At 71.8% G+C, this 17,913-nt stretch carries 16 protein-coding genes and 1 tRNA gene; 4 read left to right on the top strand and 13 right to left on the bottom strand.

Annotated features, from left to right (window positions below):
- Positions 1 to 204: 204 nt before the first annotated feature.
- The 5 genes from cbiE to ACZ45Z_RS16230 all read right to left on the bottom strand — a co-directional run bounded on the left by cbiE (position 205) and on the right by ACZ45Z_RS16230 (position 5,183).
- Entirely contained in the window at positions 205 to 1,425 is a 1,221-nt protein-coding gene (gene cbiE, locus ACZ45Z_RS16210) for a precorrin-6y C5,15-methyltransferase (decarboxylating) subunit CbiE (RefSeq protein ID WP_468362332.1), read from the bottom strand.
- A gap of 151 nt (positions 1,426 to 1,576) precedes the next feature.
- Positions 1,577 to 2,212 carry a GNAT family N-acetyltransferase gene (locus ACZ45Z_RS16215; protein ID WP_468362334.1) on the bottom strand — a complete coding sequence of 212 codons (636 nt, stop codon included), beginning with the start codon at positions 2,210 to 2,212 and terminating at the stop codon, positions 1,577 to 1,579.
- Between the two features lie 183 nt (positions 2,213 to 2,395).
- On the bottom strand, positions 2,396 to 3,250 hold the full coding sequence (locus ACZ45Z_RS16220) for a MetQ/NlpA family ABC transporter substrate-binding protein (protein ID WP_468362336.1): 855 nt from the start codon (positions 3,248 to 3,250) through the stop codon (positions 2,396 to 2,398).
- A gap of 116 nt (positions 3,251 to 3,366) precedes the next feature.
- A complete protein-coding gene (locus tag ACZ45Z_RS16225) occupies positions 3,367 to 4,110 on the bottom strand; it encodes a methionine ABC transporter permease (RefSeq protein ID WP_468362338.1) in 744 nt (247 codons plus the stop codon).
- The gene (locus tag ACZ45Z_RS16230; protein WP_468362340.1) at positions 4,107 to 5,183 is read right to left on the bottom strand and encodes a methionine ABC transporter ATP-binding protein; all 1,077 of its coding nucleotides are present in this window, start codon (positions 5,181 to 5,183) and stop codon (positions 4,107 to 4,109) included. The genes ACZ45Z_RS16225 and ACZ45Z_RS16230 overlap by 4 nt, the downstream gene beginning before the upstream one ends.
- Positions 5,184 to 5,693: 510 nt before the next feature.
- On the opposite strand from ACZ45Z_RS16230, the gene ACZ45Z_RS16235 reads away from it, so the two are divergent.
- Complete coding sequence (locus ACZ45Z_RS16235) at positions 5,694 to 6,062, top strand: hypothetical protein (protein ID WP_468362342.1); 369 nt, start codon at positions 5,694 to 5,696, stop codon at positions 6,060 to 6,062.
- Entirely contained in the window at positions 6,055 to 6,501 is a 447-nt protein-coding gene (locus ACZ45Z_RS16240) for a hypothetical protein (RefSeq protein WP_468362344.1), read from the top strand. The genes ACZ45Z_RS16235 and ACZ45Z_RS16240 overlap by 8 nt, the downstream gene beginning before the upstream one ends.
- Positions 6,502 to 6,568: 67 nt before the next feature.
- On the opposite strand, the gene ACZ45Z_RS16245 is transcribed toward ACZ45Z_RS16240, so the two are convergent.
- Both ACZ45Z_RS16245 and ACZ45Z_RS16250 read right to left on the bottom strand, forming a co-directional pair.
- Positions 6,569 to 7,120: a GNAT family N-acetyltransferase gene (locus ACZ45Z_RS16245; RefSeq protein ID WP_468362346.1), complete on the bottom strand. Its 552-nt coding sequence runs from the start codon at positions 7,118 to 7,120 to the stop codon at positions 6,569 to 6,571.
- Positions 7,121 to 7,431: 311 nt separating this feature from the next.
- Positions 7,432 to 8,583 carry a glycerophosphodiester phosphodiesterase gene (locus ACZ45Z_RS16250; protein ID WP_468362348.1) on the bottom strand — a complete coding sequence of 384 codons (1,152 nt, stop codon included), beginning with the start codon at positions 8,581 to 8,583 and terminating at the stop codon, positions 7,432 to 7,434.
- A 342-nt stretch (positions 8,584 to 8,925) separates the two neighbouring features.
- On the opposite strand from ACZ45Z_RS16250, the gene ACZ45Z_RS16255 reads away from it, so the two are divergent.
- On the top strand, positions 8,926 to 9,597 hold the full coding sequence (locus ACZ45Z_RS16255) for a lysophospholipid acyltransferase family protein (protein ID WP_468362391.1): 672 nt from the start codon (positions 8,926 to 8,928) through the stop codon (positions 9,595 to 9,597).
- 110 nt (positions 9,598 to 9,707) lie between these two features.
- Here the strand turns inward: ACZ45Z_RS16255 and ACZ45Z_RS16260 are convergent, their stop codons facing one another.
- The 6 genes from ACZ45Z_RS16260 to ACZ45Z_RS16285 form a co-directional block, all read right to left on the bottom strand.
- Positions 9,708 to 11,675 (bottom strand): bifunctional metallophosphatase/5'-nucleotidase, encoded by a 1,968-nt coding sequence (locus ACZ45Z_RS16260; protein WP_468362349.1) that lies wholly within the window; start codon positions 11,673 to 11,675, stop codon positions 9,708 to 9,710.
- Positions 11,676 to 11,969: 294 nt separating this feature from the next.
- Positions 11,970 to 13,565, bottom strand: coding sequence for an MFS transporter (locus tag ACZ45Z_RS16265; RefSeq protein WP_468362350.1), 1,596 nt, complete (start codon positions 13,563 to 13,565; stop codon positions 11,970 to 11,972).
- Entirely contained in the window at positions 13,562 to 14,113 is a 552-nt protein-coding gene (locus ACZ45Z_RS16270; RefSeq protein WP_468362351.1) for a TetR/AcrR family transcriptional regulator, read from the bottom strand. Before ACZ45Z_RS16270 ends, ACZ45Z_RS16265 begins: the two co-directional genes overlap by 4 nt.
- Positions 14,114 to 14,215: 102 nt before the next feature.
- Entirely contained in the window at positions 14,216 to 15,664 is a 1,449-nt protein-coding gene (gene argH, locus ACZ45Z_RS16275) for an argininosuccinate lyase (protein ID WP_468362352.1), read from the bottom strand.
- 120 nt (positions 15,665 to 15,784) lie between these two features.
- Positions 15,785 to 16,978, bottom strand: coding sequence for an argininosuccinate synthase (locus ACZ45Z_RS16280; RefSeq protein WP_468362353.1), 1,194 nt, complete (start codon positions 16,976 to 16,978; stop codon positions 15,785 to 15,787).
- Positions 16,979 to 17,106: 128 nt separating this feature from the next.
- The gene (locus ACZ45Z_RS16285) at positions 17,107 to 17,484 is read right to left on the bottom strand and encodes a DUF488 domain-containing protein (RefSeq protein ID WP_468362354.1); all 378 of its coding nucleotides are present in this window, start codon (positions 17,482 to 17,484) and stop codon (positions 17,107 to 17,109) included.
- Positions 17,485 to 17,665: 181 nt separating this feature from the next.
- On the opposite strand from ACZ45Z_RS16285, the gene ACZ45Z_RS16290 reads away from it, so the two are divergent.
- Positions 17,666 to 17,739: transfer RNA gene (locus ACZ45Z_RS16290), tRNA-Pro, on the top strand.
- Positions 17,740 to 17,913: the final 174 nt, after the last annotated feature.

A 17,913-nucleotide genomic window follows, 5' to 3' on the forward strand; every position in this document is an offset into this window, starting at 1 on the left:
CAACCGCTCGTGCGACGCGCTCGACCGGGACGCGCCGACGCCCCAATAGCTAGAACGAGCGAGCACGCCTCGCGGCACGTCCGCCCTCTAGAGCTTCATTTTCGGCCAAAACCACGGCATTTTCCGGATATTGGCGTACGAAGCCGAACGCGGAACGGCGGCGCAACGATCCGCCAGCCTACCCTCCGCAGGTCACCGTCCCCGTCAAGGGTGAGGAACGCGATATCCGCTCAGCAGGAAGACGACGGAGCGTTCGCGTTCGACCCAGACGGAGGTGTCCAGGTCCACGGACTGCAGCAGCGCGCACTCGACTTCGTAGCCGCCGTCGGCCAGCGCCCTGCCGACCGCCTCGGCTTCGTCGCGGGTGGCGGCGTGGGTGACGATCCGTTCGGGACGGCGGGACGCGCAGGCGGTGACGACCGCCACTCCCCCGCCGCCGACCCGTACCACGTCCGGCTCGGGCAGGTCTTCGAGGATCTGGGGCGCGCGCCCGCGCACGACCTGGAGTTGGACACCGTGGCGGCGGGCGACCGCGGCGGTGCGCTCGCAGGCGTCCGGGTCGGCGTCCACGGCGATGACGGCGGCGCCGAAGCGCGCGGCCTCCACGGCGGCGGCGCCGCTGCCGGCGCCGATGTCCCAGACCAGGTCGCCCACCCGCGGCCCGAGCCGGGCGAGTTGGGCGGTGCGCAGTTGCACCGACTCGCCCTCGCCGAGTGCGCCGCCGTAGGCGCGGGCGGGAAGTCCCCAGCCGCGCGGGCCCGTCGGGTAGCCGACCTCGTGGGCGGCGATCCAGCCGGTGCCCTGGGCCGCGGCGCCGCCGGGCGCGCCGCCGACGACGATGACGACGTTGGGGTCGCGCCAGACGTGGTCGGCGACCTTGTCGGAGGTGAGAACAGTCACCTGTTCCCGGTCGGTGCCCAACTCCTCGCAGATGACGAAGGTGCGGTGGACGCCGCCCAGCAGCAGGGCGAGTTCGGCGGGTCCGGCGCCGGGTGAGGTGAGCACCGCGACCTTGGTGTGCGCGCGGCAGACGTTGACGGCGCGGCGCAGTTCACGGCTGTGGGCGACGACGATCTGGGCGTCGTCCCAGGGCATGCCGGCCCGGGCGAAGGCGGTGGCGACGGAGGAGACGGCCGGTACGACCTCGACCTCCAGGCCGTGCTCGGGGGCGCGCAGGGTGCGTACGACGCCGAAGAAGCCGGGGTCGCCGTCGGCCAGGACGACGGCGGTGCCGCGGTGCTGGGCGATGCGCCGGGCGGCCAGGGTCACGCTGCCGAGCCGGATGCGTTCGGCGTGCGGCGGGACTTCGGGCAGTGCGAGGTGGTGGGCGGCTCCGGCCACGAGCGTCGCGGCGCCGAGGGCGGAGCGGGCGGCGGCGGTCAGCGGGGAGCCGTCCCATCCGATCACCGTGACCCGGTCGGCCATGCTCGTCAGTCTCCTGGGGCTGCTGGGGTTACGCGGGCGGGGGCGGCAGGTCCGTGGTGCGGCGGCGTCGGGCCGCGGGCCCGCGGCCGGCGGGAAGGCGCGGCACGCCGAGACTACCTCGCGTGGTCCGGACCTGGGCGAGCGAGTGGGGTCAGTTCCACTCGGGGTAGGCGAAACCGTTCGCGTCGGCCCGTCGGCCGGGGGCTCCTTCGAGGTCCTCGGGCAGCAGGCTCCAGACGATCTGGTCGGTGCGGATGTCGGTCCAGCCGCCGTCCTCCGTCCGGCTGCGGACTATGCAGGCGTTGCGCAGCACTCCCTCGCTGATGCAGCCGATCTTCTGGGCGACCTGCTGGGAGGCGGTGTTGTCGGCGGCGGTGCGCAGCTCGATGCGTTCGAACTTCTGGTCGTGGAAGAGCCACTGCGCGAGGGCGAGCACGGACTCGGAGGCGTAGCCCTCGCCGCGCGCCCAGGGGGCGGTGACGTAGGCGATCTCGGTGCTGAGCACCCGCCAGTCGGTGTGGTCGACGTGGACGGTGCCGACCAGGCGCTGGGTGAGGAACTCGGTGACGGCCAGGGCGATGCCGCGGCCTTCGGTGCGGACGGCGGCGGCTTTGCCGGTGGCCCAGGCGCGGGCTTCGGCGGTGGTGTACGGGTGCGGGAGCGCGGTCCAGGCGGTGACGAGTTCGTCGGACATCATCTCGGCGAGGGCGGGTACGTCGGCCTCTTCGAAGGGGCGCAGCACCAACCGGTCCGTGCTGATGGAGATGTCCGGAAAGGTGGGTGTCATGCCGCTGCTCCAACGCCGTTGACTGTTGCTCCGGGACGTCGCGGGACGTCGTTCCGTGAGGTCACGGGCCGTCCTGACCGTCTTGAATGCACCAGCATGCAGCATCTTCGCGCGGATGTGCCACGTGCGCCGGCCCCGGTCGCGCGTGCTGCGCGGCCGGGGCCGGTACCCCTTGGGGGTGTGTCAGCTCTGCGCGGGGCCGAAGGCCGGGATGACGGAGCCGTCCTTGTACGTGTCCTGGAGGAACTTCTTGACCTCGGGGGAGTTCAGGAGCTTGGCGAGCTTCTTGATCCGCGGGTCGTCCTCGTTGCCCTTCTTCACGGCCAGGAAGTTGGCGTAGGGGTTGTCCTCCGCGTTCTCCAGGGCCAGGGAGTCGGTGGAGGGCTTGAGGTGGGCGCCGATGGCGAAGTTGCCGTTGATGACCGCGGCGTCGACGTCGTCGATGCGCGGGGCGGTCTGCGCGGCCTCCAGCTCGGTGATCTTGATGCCCTTGTCGTCCTTGACGTCGGTGAGCTTGGCATCCGCGCCGACGCCGGGCTTGAGGGTGATCACGCCGTTGTCGGCGAGCAGCTTCAGCGCCCGGCCCTCGTTGGAGGGGTCGTTGGGCACCGAGACGGTGCTGCCGGCCTTGAGGTCGGAGAGCTTGTCGAGCTTCTTGGAGTAGACGCCGAGCGGCTCGATGAGGACGTTCACGACGGGCACGATGTGCGTGCCGTTCTCCTTGTTGAAGGTGTCGAGGAACGGCTTGTGCTGGAAGAAGTTGGCGTCGACCTGGCCGTCGTCGGTGGCCTTGTTGGGCATCTTGTAGTCGCTGAACTGCTTGACGACCAGCTTCAGGCCCGCCTTGTCCGCCAGCTCCTTCTTGACGAAGTCGAGGATGGTGCCGTGCGGGGTGGGGCTGGCGGCGACGACCAGGGCGGCGTTCTTGTCGTTCTTGTCACCGGCGGTGGTGTCGGAGGGGGCGGAGCAGGCGCTCGCACCCAGGGCGACGGCGGTGGCGGCGGCCACGGCCACGGAGATCTTGACGGTGTTGCGCACGAAGAGTGCCTCTTTCTTGTTTCACACGAGCGGACGCGCTCGCGACGGTACGCCCGGCAAAGGGTCCGGGCTCGTAGGTGAAGCGGGTGGCGGGGGTGAAGCCGGTGGCGCGGAGGTCAGGCGGCCTCGGTGGTGGCGACGGCCGGCTCCTCGGCGGGGGCCGGCGCGCGGCGCGGGCCGACGCGCGGGGAGGAGGCGCGGGTGCCGCGGCCGGCGAGCCGGCGCACGACGAGGTCACCGAGCAACTGGACGAGGGTGACCAGGAGGATCAGCTCCACGACGGTGGTGATCATCAGGGCGGTCTCGTACTGCAGGTAGCCGTAGGTGTAGGCCAGGTATCCCAGGCCGCCGCCGCCGACCGCGCCGGCGATCGCGGAGTAGCCGATCAGGGTGATGACGGTGGTGGTGACGGCCGCGACCAGGGCGGGCAGCGCCTGCGGGAGCAGCACCTTGAACACGATGGTCCAGGTGCCGCCGCCCATGGCCTGGGCGGCTTCGACCAGGCCGTGGTCGACCTCGCGCAGCGCCGACTCGACCAGCCGGGCGAAGAACGGGATGGCGGCGATGGCCAGCGGGACGACCGCGCCGGTGGGGCCTATGGAGACGCCGACGAGGAGCCGGGTGAAGGGGATCAGCACGACGATGAGGATCAGGAACGGGAAGGACCGCCCGATGTTCACGATCGCGCCGAGGACCTTGTTGACCACGCCGTTCTGGAGCGTCGCGCCGCGGTCGGTCAGGTGCAGCAGGACGCCGACCGGGATGCCGATCAGCACCGCGTAGAACGTCGCCCACCACACCATGAAGAGGGTGTCGAGCGTGTTGTCGTACAGCAGCGGCCGCATGTCGTTCCAGCTCACTTGGCACCTTCCTTCAGCAGCGCCGCGGTGGGGGCCTCGGTCGCCGGATTGTTGGCGGCGGCCGCGGCGGGGGCGTCGGCCAGCTCTACTTGCAGGCCCTGCTCGCGCAGGAAGCCGATGGGCACGACGTTCTCCTCGAAGCGGCCGGGCAGCTCGATGCGCATCCGGCCGATCTGGTTGCCGCCCACGGTGTCCATGGCGGCTCCGAGGATGGAGATGTCGACGTTGTAGGTGCGCGACAGCTCGGATATCACCGGGCGGGTGGCGGCCGCGCCGTGGAAGGTGATGTCGACGACCGTGCGGTCGGCGGCCGAGGGCTCGCCGCCGACGGGGAACAGCTCCCGGGCCAGCTCGGAGCCGGGGGTGGCCAGGAGGCCGGAGACGGTGCCCTGTTCGATGACGCGGCCGCCCCGCATCAGCGCGGCCGAGTCGCAGATGGTCTTGACGACGTCCATCTCGTGCGTGATGAGCAGCACGGTCAGGCCGAGCTGGCGGTTGAGGTCCCGCAGCAGTTGGAGGATGGAGCGGGTGGTCTCCGGGTCCAGGGCGCTGGTCGCCTCGTCGGAGAGCAGCACCTTGGGGTCGCCGGCCAGCGCGCGGGCGATGCCGACGCGCTGCTTCTGGCCGCCGGAGAGCTGGGCGGGGTACGCCTTGGCCTTGTCGGCGAGGCCGACCAGGTCCAGCAGTTCCAGGGCCTTGCGGGACCGTTCGCGGCGGTCGACCCGCAGGATTTCCAGCGGCAGTTCGACGTTGTCCTGGACGGTGCGCGAGGACAGCAGGTTGAAGTGCTGGAAGACCATGCCGATATGGCTGCGGGCGGCGCGCAGGGCGGCGCCCGCGCGCTGGTGGCCGCCGGCGAGCGCGGTGAGGTCCTGGCCGGCGACGGTGACCGTGCCGGAGGTGGGGCGCTCCAGGAGGTTGACGCAGCGGATGAGGGTGGATTTGCCGGCGCCGCTCTGGCCGATGACGCCGTACACCTCGCCCTCGCGGACGTGCAGATCGACGCCGTCAAGGGCGGTGACTTCGCGGTCTCCTGAGCGGTAGACCTTGGTCAGGCCCGTTGTGGTGATCACAGGGAATTCCGTCACTGTCGAGTGCTCGGTGGCTCGCCCACCGGGCAGGGGGCATTCTTGCGAGTGCGGCAGGGGGAACGCGGGAAGCGGCGGGCCGTGGGGCCCGGTTCCGGGTTCCGGTGACGCGGGGCGGCCGGGCCCGGCGGAGGACGGGCGTACGGCACGGGAAGGCGGCGGGTCTCGCTTCGGGGCGCGAGGCTCAGGCGGGGGCCCTCAGCGGTCACACATTCGACACACGCAACGAGCACCGGGCGTCGTGTTCGCCTCGGTCGCAGGGGTGCGGCTGCTCGTCGTGGTCATGGCGGCAAGTAAACCAGACACGGATGCGAACCGATCAACTCTGTCCGGATAGCGGACTCGATTGACCGGCCTATGGACGGTTCTGCACGTCCCGGCGGTGCGGCGCACGCCCGGTCGCGGGGTCGGACGCGGCCGCCGGCCGGGCGGCCATTACAGTCGCGGTATGTCCCATACGCCCTCGGCGCGCAGCCGCGCCGCGCGGAGGTCCCGGTGATCGACGCGCTGACGATCGCGGTCGCCGTGACCGCTCTCGCCCTCGCCGCCTGGTGCGGCTTCGCCGCGTACCGCGACCAGCCGACGAAGGACTGGCACTTCATCGGCATGGCCGTCGTGTCGCTGCTCGGTCTCGTCCAACTGGTCGTCGCCGTGGTGCAGTTGGCGCGCGGCCAGTCACCCGACAAGGGCACCGCGCTGTTCGTGGCGTATCTGCTCGGGGCGGTGGCGTGCGTGCCGGCGACCGGGTTCATGTCGCTTTCGGAGCGCACCCGGTGGGGATCGGCCACCGTCGCGGCGGGTGCCGTGGTACTGGCGGTGCTGGAAGTGCGGCTGTTCGACATCTGGGGAGGCGGCAGTGCCTGAGACGACGGCGGCGACCACGGCGGACGGCGCCGCCGGGCGACCCGGGGCGAGGCGCTCGCTGGGCACCGGGCCCGGGCGGTTGCTGGTCGCCCTCTACGGCGTCTTCACCGTCGCGGCGGCCTCCCGCTCGCTCTTCCAACTGATCGCCCACTTCGACCTGGCGCCGCTGGCCTACAGCCTCTCGGCGCTCTCCGCGGTCGTCTACGGCTTCATCACGCTCTCGCTGGTACGCGGCGGCGAAGGGGCCCGCAAGGCGGCGTTCGCGTGCTGCGCGCTGGAGCTCCTGGGGGTGCTGGGCATCGGCACCTGGACGCTCGTCGACCCGTCGGACTTCCCCGACGCCACCGTCTGGTCCGACTACGGCATGGGCTATCTCTTCATCCCGATCATCCTGCCCGTCACCGGGCTGCTCTGGCTGCGCCGGGCCGCGACCGACTGAGCCGGGAGGTGACGGGCCCCGCCCGCCGCGGGCGAGCCGTGTACGCGGGCCCGTCACCTCCCGCCGGTCACGCCCCGGCCACGTACTCCCCCGGTCCGTGTCCGGCGGCCGCCCCCACGCCGGCCGCGACCGCCGCCGGCTCGTGCCGCTCCTTCTCCAGCGTGATCATGCTCAGCCGGCGGGAGATCTGCTCGGTGCCGACGGGCGCGTAGCCGTGACCGCGGTACAGGCGCAGACCGCCCTCGCTGCGGTGACCGGCGAAGAGGCGGTAGCGCTTGGCCGCGCGTTCGGCCGCCAGCCGCTCCTCGACCGCGGCGAGCAGCCGGCCGCCCAGTCCGTGCCGCTGGAGCCGGGGATGGACGACGAGGGTGGCGATCTTCGCGGTGCCGTCCGCGTCGACGGTGCCGCGGACCGATCCGACGACCTCGGCGCCGAGCCTGGCCACCACCACGCAGGCGTCGGCCAGTTCGGCGCGCAGGGCGTCCAGGCTCTGGGTCAGCGGCTCGATGCCGTAGTCGTCGTACAGCGCGGCTTCCCGCTGGTAGCAGAGGTACTGGAGTTTGAGGATCTGCTCGGCGTCCTGGTCGGTCGCCGCAGAGATGGTCACGCTCGTGCCCATGCGCGTATGCCTCCCCTATCGGGTTCGCTGGTCCGGGCGCGTGAGGGTGTCGGAGGGGTGTGCGCCCGGCGCGGTGCGCCCTGGCCGACGGCGCCGTGGGGTGTACGCCGCCGCCGTGGCAGGGCTGCCACCGCTTCTCCCGGAAGTCCCCGGATTTCGCCGGTGGCAACCGCCGGTGCGGGTATTCCGCGCGGGCATAGCGGACATCGGGTACGGACCGGCCCCAAGCTCCCCTGTGACATTGACAACTCGCCGGAGCGGGCGGGGCGTCGGGGCCGGTCCGGGGCGCGGTGGCGCGGTCCGGCGGGCGGTCAGCGCCCGCGGAACTCCGCGGCGGCCAGCAGCGCGGTGTCGGGATTGTCGGAGAACAGGCCGTCGATACCGGTGGCGAGGTAGGCCCGGAACGCGCCGAGGGCGTCGCCGTAGGCGTTCGGGTCGGTGCCGCGGCGGTAGTCGGCCGGCAGGAAGGTGTTCTCGTTACGGCCGGTGTACGGGTGCAGGACCAGGCCCGCGGCGTGCGCGTCCTTCACCAGGGTGGTGGGCCGGCCCAGCTTGTCCGCCGCGTCCCGGGGGATGATCTCGTTCAGCGACGGCCCGATGCCCTGGGCGAAGCCGGTGATCCACTCCAGGCCCGCGGGCTTGATGAGGTCGGCGACGGTGCGCGGGTCGCCGGCCTCGACGAAGTCCCAGGGCCGGGTGGCGGGGGCGTCGAGCAGGACGACCTTCGGGCAGGCGACGAGCTTGCCGAGCCGCTGGATGCTGCCGGGCTCGAAGGACTGCAGGAAGTTCGGGGAGTTCTTCCGGTGCCTGCCGTGGGCGCGCAGCAGCTTGGCGAGGCGCTCCTCCAGGCCGAGGCCGAGCTTGCGGAAGTAGGTGGGGTGCTTGGTCTCGATGTGCAGCCACACGCGGCGGCCGCGCCGGCGGCCTTCCCGCTCGGCCCACTGGAGGACCTCTTCGAAGGTGGGCACCTCCCACACCCCGTCGTAGAGGGTGTTGTGCTGCCGGGTGCCCGGAATGCGCTCTTTGGCGCGCAGCGTCTTGAGCTCGGCGAGGGTGAAGTCCTCGGAGAACCAGCCGGTGAGCTTGACGCCGTCCACGGTCTTGGTGGTCTTGCGGTCCGCGAACTCGGGGTGCGCGGAGACGTCGGTGGTGGCGGTGATGTCGTTCTCGTGACGGCAGACCAGGTGCCCGTCCTTGGTGGGGACGAGGTCCTGTTCGATGACGTCGGCGCCCATGTCGAGGGCGAGTTGGTAGGAGCCGAGGGTGTGCTCGGGACGGTAGCCGCTGGCTCCTCGGTGGCCGACGACCAGCGGCACCGGCAGCTCACGGCCCGCGCCGTCGCGCCCGCCGGCGCTCGCCTGACGTGCGCTCGCCTGGCCGGCCGCGCCGAGTACCGCCGCGCCCGCCCCGAGGGCGGCGGCGCCCAGCACCATGCGCCGTCCTGGCTGCTGCCGCTTGTGCATACGTGCTCCTTGCTCTGGGGTATCCGGGGAGAACCCGGTGGATTTCGCGCATACGGGACGCGCGATCGAGATGTCCCGTTCCTGTCAACGGGATGGAATGATCGTAAGCACGGCTGGGCGTGGCCGGGGAGACGCCGGGCGGCTTCGGGGGGAATATGGAGGTAACACACGTCAACTCTGCGTATCGGTCGTGTGAACCCGGTGTGCGAGCGGCGGTGACCCGCGAGTATCGTCCTGGGCTGCGGAGTTCCGCGTTGCCGTGACGTGACCAGCCCTGGCCCGACCTGAGCGGCCATGATTGCGACCAGCCACGACCTGACCAGCCACGACCCGGAGGGCCCGTTGTCCCGCATTGTGCTGAAGGCGATTCTCGGATTCGTCATGCGTGTGGTGTTCCGCCCCACGGTGGAGGGCATGGAACGCATTCCGGGCAGCGGGCCGGTGATCCTGGCCGGCAATCACGTCACCTTCATCGACTCGCTGTTCCTGAGCCTGGTCGTCAAGCGCCCGGTGTACTTCATCGGCAAGGACGAGTACGTCACCGGCAAGGGCCTCAAGGGCCGGCTGATGGCCTGGTTCTTCACCAGCTCCGGCATGATCCCGGTGGACCGGGACGGCGGCCGCGGCGGCGTCGCGGCCCTGATGACCGGCCGGCGTGTCCTGGAGGAGGGCGGCGTCTTCGGCATCTACCCCGAGGGCACCCGCTCCCCCGACGGCCGCCTCTATCGCGGCCGTACGGGCATCGCCCGGCTCGCGCTGATGACCGGCGCGCCCGTCGTCCCGTTCGCGATGATCGGCACGGACAAGGTGCAGCCGGGCGGCAAGGGCCGGCCGCGTGTCGCCCCGGTGACGGTGCGCTTCGGTGAGCCGCTGGACTTCTCGCGCTACGAGGGCATGGACCGTGACCGCTATGTCCTGCGGGCCGTCACCGACGAGGTGATGAGCGACGTGATGCAGCTCTCCGGCCAGGAGTACGTCGACATGTACGCCACGAAGGCCAGGGCAGCCGCCTGACCGCTCCCGCGCCCCCAGGGGCCCTCTCCGTTCGCCGGAGGGGGCCCCTTTCGTTGTCCCGGCGCCTGTTCCACCGCCTGTCCCGCCGCGCGTCCGGGCGGGCGCGCCGGTCAGCAGGGCACCCGGAAGGCCCCGTAGGCGCGCTGTCCCTGGGGACCCGCGGCGGACGCCAGGCGCAGTGCCGCCTCCGGGCGCGGCACCGCCGTCCCGTCGGGCTGGCGCAACTGCGGGCGTGCCATGACGGTGCCGATCCTGGCGCCGGGGGCGTCCGCGTTCTTGACCGCGACCCGGTCCAAGGGGGCGGGCACCAGCCGGCGCCGGGTGCGCACGAAGTCGACGAAGCTCTCGAAGTCCCGGGTGTGCCGGACGGGCGCGGTGAAGCCGGTGAAGGCGGCGAAGCCGTCCTGGTTGATGAGGGTGTACGAGGGTGCGGCGAGGCGGTAGCCGCGGGCCGGGTCCAGTGGCCGGCCGTCGATGAACACCTCGGCGGGGTCGACGCGGTGGCCGGCCGGGCCCGCCGCGTCGAAGGTGTAGCGGACGTTGGCGGAGACGGCCAGGGGCGAGAATCCCAGGCCGCCGCCGGCCGGTGCCCACTGCTGCTCCAGCGCCTCGTGGATCTGGGCGCCGGTGACGGTGACGGTCAGGATCGGGTCGCCGAAGCCGACGGCGTTCCACGCCTGGCCGAAGGTGACCGTGCCCCCTGACGCGGCGTCGAGGACGAGGTCACCGGCGATGACGGCCTGGCCGACGCGCGGCGCGACCGCGATGACGGCGAGTTCGGCCGGGGTGTCGGGGTGGCTGCCGGGGTCGTCCATCGGGCCGTGCGGCTGCCGGCCCGCCCACAGCGCCCAGTCGGCCACGAGGTCGCCCATGGTGCTCTCGCCCGCGGCGTTGCGCCTGCGGGTGAAGGAGGCGGTCTGGCTGCCGATCGGGGTACGGGCGCGCCGGGTGCCGTAGCCCGCCCAGTAGTCCGCGATCTCGCGCAGGTCCGGGTCGGGTGGCACATCGCGGGTGTTGGGGTGGTTGACGGAGGTGGTCAGCGGCCGGATCACGGCGCCGGTGTCGGGGTCGAGGCGCAGGTTGATCTCGTTGATGATCTGGCCGTAGCAGCCCGCCTCCACGAACGGGCGGGGGTTGCCCTTGGGGTCCGGCACCATCATGGTGAAGGCCTTGTGCCAGTGGCCGGTGACGATGGCGTCGATGTCCGGGGAGGCGCGCAGGGCCAGTTCGTAGGCGGGGCCCGAGGGGTTGCTGCCGCTGGAGAAGTCGCTGCCGGCGACCGCGCCGTCGTGCATGCTCAGCACGATCGCGTTGACGCCGCGTGCCTTGAGGGCCGCGGCGCAGCGGTTGGCGGTCCCCAGTTCGTCCAGGGTGCGCAGGCCCGGTTGGTAGGAGCCGGGGAAGACCTCGGTGCCGATGGCGGTCAGGTGGATGAAGCCGATCGGCAGCCGGCGGCCGTCGTCGGCTTCGACGTACTCGATGTTGTACGGCGGCAGTACGGGCTTGCCGGTCGCGCGCCAGACGGTGTTGGCGCTGTAGTAGGGGAAGTCGGCGCCCTCGAAGCGGCGTCCGGTGGAGTCCTCGAAGGCGTCGTCCCGGCCGATCCGCGGGAAGGGGACGCCTTCGCTCATGTGCGAGGTCAAGAACGTCGCCGACTTGTCGAACTCGTGGTTGCCGGCCGACGCGAAGTCCAGGCCCATGGCGTTGAGGGCCTCGATGGTGGGCTCGTCGGCGAAGGCGGAGGCGTCGAACTCCCAGCCGGAGAAGAGGTCTCCGGGGGCGAAGAAGAGGGAGTTGCGGCGGCCGTCCCGCAGGCGTTCCAGGTGGGCGGCCATGTAGGCCACGCCGCCCACGGTGTATTTCCGGCCGCCGGCGCCGGTGATGACGGCGTTGGCGCCGGGGGCGCCTTGGAGGTAGCCGTGCAGATCGGTGATGTTGAGCAGTTGCACGTCGACGTATTCGTCGGCGGTGGCCGCGTCGCGGGCGTCCGCGGTGGCGTAGGCGTCGCTTCCGATGGCGCTGGAGGTGGCGAGGGCGCCCGCCGCGGTGAGGAAGAACCGTCGTCCGATGTCGCGCACTGCGTCACTCTCCTGAGCGGGCCGACGTTGGGGGACGACGGGAGAGTCAAGCAGGCCGCGCGGGCCGGCCGGTCGCCGGGACGCGTACCGGGCGTGAACGGGCGAGGGACAGTCGCCCCCCGGGGGCGTGTCGTGTGGATCATTACGGGTGCGCGACACGTGTTCCACGGGACACGCCCGGGCGGGCCGCCCCGCCCGCCGCAGTCCCTCGTTCGTACGCGGGAGGGCCGGCCCGCCCTGGTCGCCGGGCCGCCGGACGGCCCGACCGGGTCCGGGCCGCCGGCCGCCGCGCCCCTACCCGGCCGCGGAGTCCGGCTCCGGCTCCACCTCGGCCTTGGCCACCGCCGGGCTGGTCCCCAGCTCCTGGCCGCGCAGCAGGAACCACGCGGCCACCGCGGCGGACAGCAGCACCACCGCGGCCACGCCGGCCGCGATGTCCATGCCCTGGACGAACGAGTCCTGAGCGGCCTTGATCAGCGCCGCGCCCTGCCCGGCGGGGAGTTCGCCGGCCGCCTCGAAGGCGCCGCCCAGCGATTCGCGGGCGGTGGCGGCGACGGCGTCCGGCACTCCGGCGGGGGCGGTGAAGCCGCGGTAGATGCCGGTGACGATGGAGCCGAGCAGGGCGATGCCGAGCGCGGCGCCCAGTTCGTAGGCCGTCTCGGAGACGGCGGAGGCGGCGCCCGCCTCCTCCTTGGGCACGCTGGAGAGGATCACGTCCGCGGTGACGGTGAAGGCGAAGCCCGCGCCGACGCCGACGACGAAGAGGATCGTGCCGAGCGCGAAGGTGCCGGTGTCGGCGTGCAGGGTCATGCAGCCGGCGAGGGAGAGGCCGACCACCGCCAGGCCGCCGGCCACGACGATCCGTACGGACAGCCGGCGGGCGACGTATCCGGCGGCCAGGCCCGCGCCCACCGCGCCGACGGCGGCCGGGAGTTCGGTGAGCCCGGCGTTCAGCGGCGCGCGCAGTTGCACCATCTGGAGGAACTGGGAGAGGAAGAAGACCAGGCCGGACAGGCCCAGGATGGTCAGCAGGTCGGCCAGCACGGCACCGGAGAAGCCCCGGTGGTGGAAGAGCTTCATGTCCAGCAGCGGCGAGTCCAGGGTGAGCTGGCGGCGGACGAACACCCAGAGCGTGAGCGCGCCGATCACGGCGGCCAGTGCGATGTCCCAGCGGTAGCCGTGCACCGAGGCTTCCTTGACGGCGTAGACCACGGCGACGATGCCGACCAGGGACAGCCCGACGCTGGGGATGTCCCACGGACCGGGGTCGGGATTGCGGGACTCGGGAATGACCTTGGCACCGACGACGACCAGCAGCGCCATCACCGGCAGGTTGATCAGGAAGACCGAGCCCCACCAGAAGTGGCCCAGCAGGAACCCGCCCAGGACCGGGCCGACGGCGGTGCCCGCCGAGGCCATCGCGCCCCAGATCCCCACGGCCAGACTGCGTTCCTTGGGATCGTGGAAGAGGTTGCGGATCAGCGCCAGGGTGGAGGGCATCAGCGTCGCGCCGGCCACGCCCAGCAGGGCGCGGGCGGCGATCATCATCTCCGGGCTGGTGGCGTAGGCCGTCAGCACCGACAGCCCGCCGAACGCGGCGGAGCCGATCAGCAGCAGCTTCTTGCGGCCGATCCGGTCGCCGAGGCTGCCCATGGAGACCAGCAGACCGGCGATGACGAAGGAGTAGATGTCGCCGATCCACAGCAACTGCGTCCCCGACGGGCGCAGGTCCTCGCTGAGGAAGGGGGTGGCGAGGCCGAGGACGGTGACGTCGACGCCGACGAGCAGGACGGCGAGTACGAGGACGGCGAGCGCGAGCCAGCGGCCCGGGCGGGGCTGGTCGTCCACATGGGCCGAACCGGCCGGTGCTGACGCTATGGGCTCGCTCATTTCTCCATGCTCCGTCGGATGCCGCCGAGCAGCAGCTCGGCGATCGAGTGGTTGAGGTCGTTGCGGGCGACGCGGCCTTCGTGGACGGCCCAGGCGCCGGCGCCGATGAGGCCGTAGAACGCCTCGGTGAGCCAGGCGGAGCTGAGGTCGATCCGGAAATCGCCCTCCTCCTGGCCGCGGCGGAAGAGGGCGGTGATCCGGGCGTCCAGACGGGCCCAGCCGGCGTGCACCTCGCCGCCTTCGAAGAGCTGGTTCTCGGTGAAGAGGAAGGCCAGTACGCCGGCGACCGGCTCGGCTTCGGCGATCAGCCGCCGCAGCGCGTCGGCGGCGCTGCCCTCGTCGGGCCGGGCGGCGTCGATCGCCTGGGTGAACCGCTCGATGCCCAGTTCCTCCAGGGCGCGGATCAGGGCGTCCCGGCCGGCGAAGTGCCGGTGCAGGGTCGCGCGGCTGATGCCGGCGGCCCGGGCGATCTCGTCCATCGAGGTGGTCGCTCTGCGGGTGAGCAGCGCGGCGGCCTCCTTGAGCACCTGTTCTCGAACCACGGCCATGAGACACAGACTATCCGGATGAGACGTGGATGTCTCATCCGGAGGGTGAAAAACGGCGGCCCCCTCGAAGGGGGCCGCCGCCGTGCGAGTGTCCGCCCCGCCTTACTGCTTCGCCGTCGCCCAGGCCCGCTGGGCCGCCAGGTCGGCCTTCACCTCGGCGAGCTGCACCGCCACCGCCGAGGGGGCGGTGCCGCCGCGGCCGCTGCGCGAGGCGAGCGCGCCGGGGACGTTGAGGACCGTACGGACCTCCGGCGTCAGGTGCGCGGAGATCTTGGCGAACTGGTCATCGGTGAGCTGGTCCAGCTCGATCCCCAGCGCCTCGCACTCCTTGACGCACTCCCCCGCGACCTCGTGCGCCACCCGGAACGGCACGCCCTGCTTGACCAGCCACTCCGCGATGTCGGTGGCCAGCGAGAAGCCGGCCGGGGCCAGCTCTTCCATGCGCGCGCGGTTGACGGTGAGGGTGGCCATCATGCCGGTGAAGGCCGGCAGCAGGACCTCCAGTTGGTCGCAGGAGTCGAAGACCGGCTCCTTGTCCTCCTGGAGGTCGCGGTTGTAGGCGAGCGGCAGCGCCTTGAGCGTCGCCATCAGGCCGGTCAGGTTGCCGATGAGCCGGCCCGACTTGCCCCGCGCCAGCTCGGCGATGTCCGGGTTCTTCTTCTGCGGCATGATCGACGAGCCGGTGGAGAAGGCGTCGTGCAGCGTCACGAAGGAGAACTCCTTCGTGTTCCAGATGATGATCTCCTCGGCGATGCGGGAGAGGTTCACGCCGATCATCGCGGTGATGAAGGCGAACTCGGCGACGAAGTCACGGGAGGCCGTGCCGTCGATGGAGTTGCCGACCGAGCCGTGCTCGAAGCCGAGGTCAGCGGCGACCGCCTCCGGGTCGAGGCCGAGCGAGGAGCCGGCCAGCGCGCCCGAGCCGTACGGCGAGACGGCGGTGCGCTCGTCCCACTGGCGCAGCCGCTCGGCGTCCCGCGACAGCGACTGCGCGTGGGCGAGGACGTGGTGGGCGAAGAGCACCGGCTGGGCGTGCTGGAGGTGGGTGCGGCCGGGCATGGCGACGTCCGGGTGGGCCTCGGCCAGGCCGACCAGCGCGTCCTGGAGGTCGGCGATCAGCCCGCCGATGATCCGGGCGTGGTCGCGCAGGTACATCCGGAAGAGCGTGGCGACCTGGTCGTTACGGGACCGGCCGGCCCGCAGCTTGCCGCCGAGGTCGGCGCCCAGCTTCTCCAGCAGCCCGCGCTCCAGCGCGGTGTGGACGTCCTCGTCGGCGACGGTGCCGGTGAACGAGCCGTCCGCCACGTCGGCTTCCAGCCGGTCCAGGCCGGCCAGCATCCGCTCCAGCTCGTCGGCCGTGAGCAGCCCGGCCTTGTGCAGGACGCGGGCGTGCGCGCGGGACCCGGCGATGTCGTACGGTGCCAGCCGCCAGTCGAAGTGGACGGACGCCGACAACTGGGCCAGCGCCGCGGCCGGTCCGTCGGCGAAACGGCCGCCCCAGAGCCGGACGTCCCCGGTACCCTTTTCCGTCGACTCAGCGCCGTTGCTCAACTCTGCTCCTCAAAGACTGTGACTGGTCTGCCGGGGAAAGCCCGGCCCATCTGCCACCGCCTCCCCACCGTGCGTGGCGGGGAGGCGGCTGTCGTACGCGAGGGTATCGACCCCGGGCCTCTAGGCCTGGTCTCGCTTGGCCGCGATCTTGCTGGACATTCCGAAGAGCTCGATGAAGCCCTTGGAGAGCGACTGGTCGAAGGTGTCGCCGGTGTCGTAGGTCGCCAGGTTGAAGTCGTAGAGCGAGCTGTCGGACTTCCGGCCGGTGACGACCGCGCGGCCGCCGTGCAGCGTCATCCGGATGTCGCCGGTGACGTGCTGGTTGGCCTCGGCGATGAAGCCGTCCAGGGCCCGCTTGAGCGGCGAGAACCACAGGCCGTCGTAGACCAGCTCGCCCCAGCGCTGCTCGACCTGCCGCTTGTAGCGGGCCAGTTCGCGCTCGACGGTGACGTTCTCCAGCTCCTGGTGGGCGGTGATCAGCGCGATGGCACCGGGCGCCTCGTAGACCTCACGGGACTTGATGCCGACCAGGCGGTCCTCGACCATGTCGATCCGGCCGATGCCCTGGGCTCCGGCGCGCTCGTTGAGCTGCTGGATGGCCTGGAGGACGGTGACGGGCCTGCCGTCGAGGGCAACCGGAACGCCCTCCTTGAAGGAGATGACGACCTCGTCGGCCTCCCGGGGGGTGGCCGGGTTCTCGGTGTACTCGTACACGTCCTCGATCGGCGCGTTCCAGATGTCCTCCAGGAAGCCGGTCTCGACGGCCCGCCCGAAGACGTTCTGGTCGATGGAGTACGGCGACTTCTTGGTGGTCGCGATCGGGAGGTTCTTCTCCTCGCAGAAGGCGATGGCCTTGTCGCGGGTCATGGCGTAGTCCCGGACCGGGGCGATGCACCGGAGGTCGGGGGCGAGGGAGGAGATGCCGGCCTCGAAGCGGACCTGGTCGTTGCCCTTGCCGGTGCAGCCGTGGGCGACGGTGGAGGCGCCGTGCTTCTTGGCGGCGGCGACCAGGTGCTTGACGATGGCCGGCCGCGAGAGCGCGGAGACCAGCGGGTAGCGGTCCATGTAAAGGGCGTTGGCCTGGATCGCCGGGAGGCAGTACTCGTCGGCGAATTCGTCCTTGGCGTCCGCGACCTCGGCCTCGACGGCACCGCAGGCGAGCGCGCGCTTGCGGATGACATCCAGGTCCTCGCCGCCCTGGCCGACATCCACCGCGACGGCGATGACCTCGGCGCCCGTCTCCTCGGCGATCCAGCCGATGCAGACAGAGGTGTCCAGGCCGCCCGAGTAGGCGAGTACGACGCGCTCGGTCACGGGGTTCTCCTTACGATGCATACGCTGATAGGCATAAGTATGCACTCCACCGTATGTTTCGTCAACGCCCCGACGAAAGGGCAGGCCAGGGGGCTGTACCGGTGTGGATCAGGAGGCCGAAAAGCGCGTCAGGGCTTCTCGCCCAGCAGGTCGGCGAGCACGGCGGCATGGCTGTGCGCCACGTCCTTCGTCGAGGTGAGCAGCGTCAGCGGGCCGTCCGCCGCCAGCTCCCGCAGGCGCTCCAGCGCGCCCCGCGCCGGGTCCCGCGCCAGCTCCTCGCGGTACCGCTCGGCGAACGCCTCGTAGTGCTCGTCCTCATGCCCGTACCAGTGGCGCAGCTCCGTCGAGGGCGCGACGTCCTTGCACCACTCGGTCAGCGGCAGGTCCGCCTTGGCGATCCCGCGCGGCCACAGCCGGTCGATGAGGACCCGGGCGCCGTCGGAGGGGCCGGGGTCGTCGTAGACCCGGCGCACCCGGATACCGGCGGAGGAGGACTTGGCGGCCATACGTCCATCGAAGCATCCCCGCGCGCGTCGCGCCGCGTGACGAGGCGGCCGGGTGCCTGTGTTCGGCCCCTCGCGCGGCGGCCGGAGAGGGCCGGAGGGGACCCGCTTTGGATTCCGGGCCCGGGACAGGGTATTTTTCTTCTGCACGCCCCGGCCGGGAGTCTCCGGCCGGTTCGAGCACCGGGACGTGGCGCAGCTTGGTAGCGCACTTGACTGGGGGTCAAGGGGTCGCAGGTTCAAATCCTGTCGTCCCGACGGTGCGAAAAGCCCGCTGACCGGGAGAGGAATCTCCTGGTCAGCGGGCTTTTGCGTGGGCTTTCACACCGGAGGAAGCGGGCGGGGGGGGGGGGGGGGGGGGGGGGGGGGGGGGGGGGGGGGGGGGGGGGGGGGGGGGGGGGGGGGGGGGGGGGGGGGGGGGGGGGGGGGGGG

It is taken from the genome of Streptomyces sp. NPDC031210 (genome assembly GCF_055570395.1).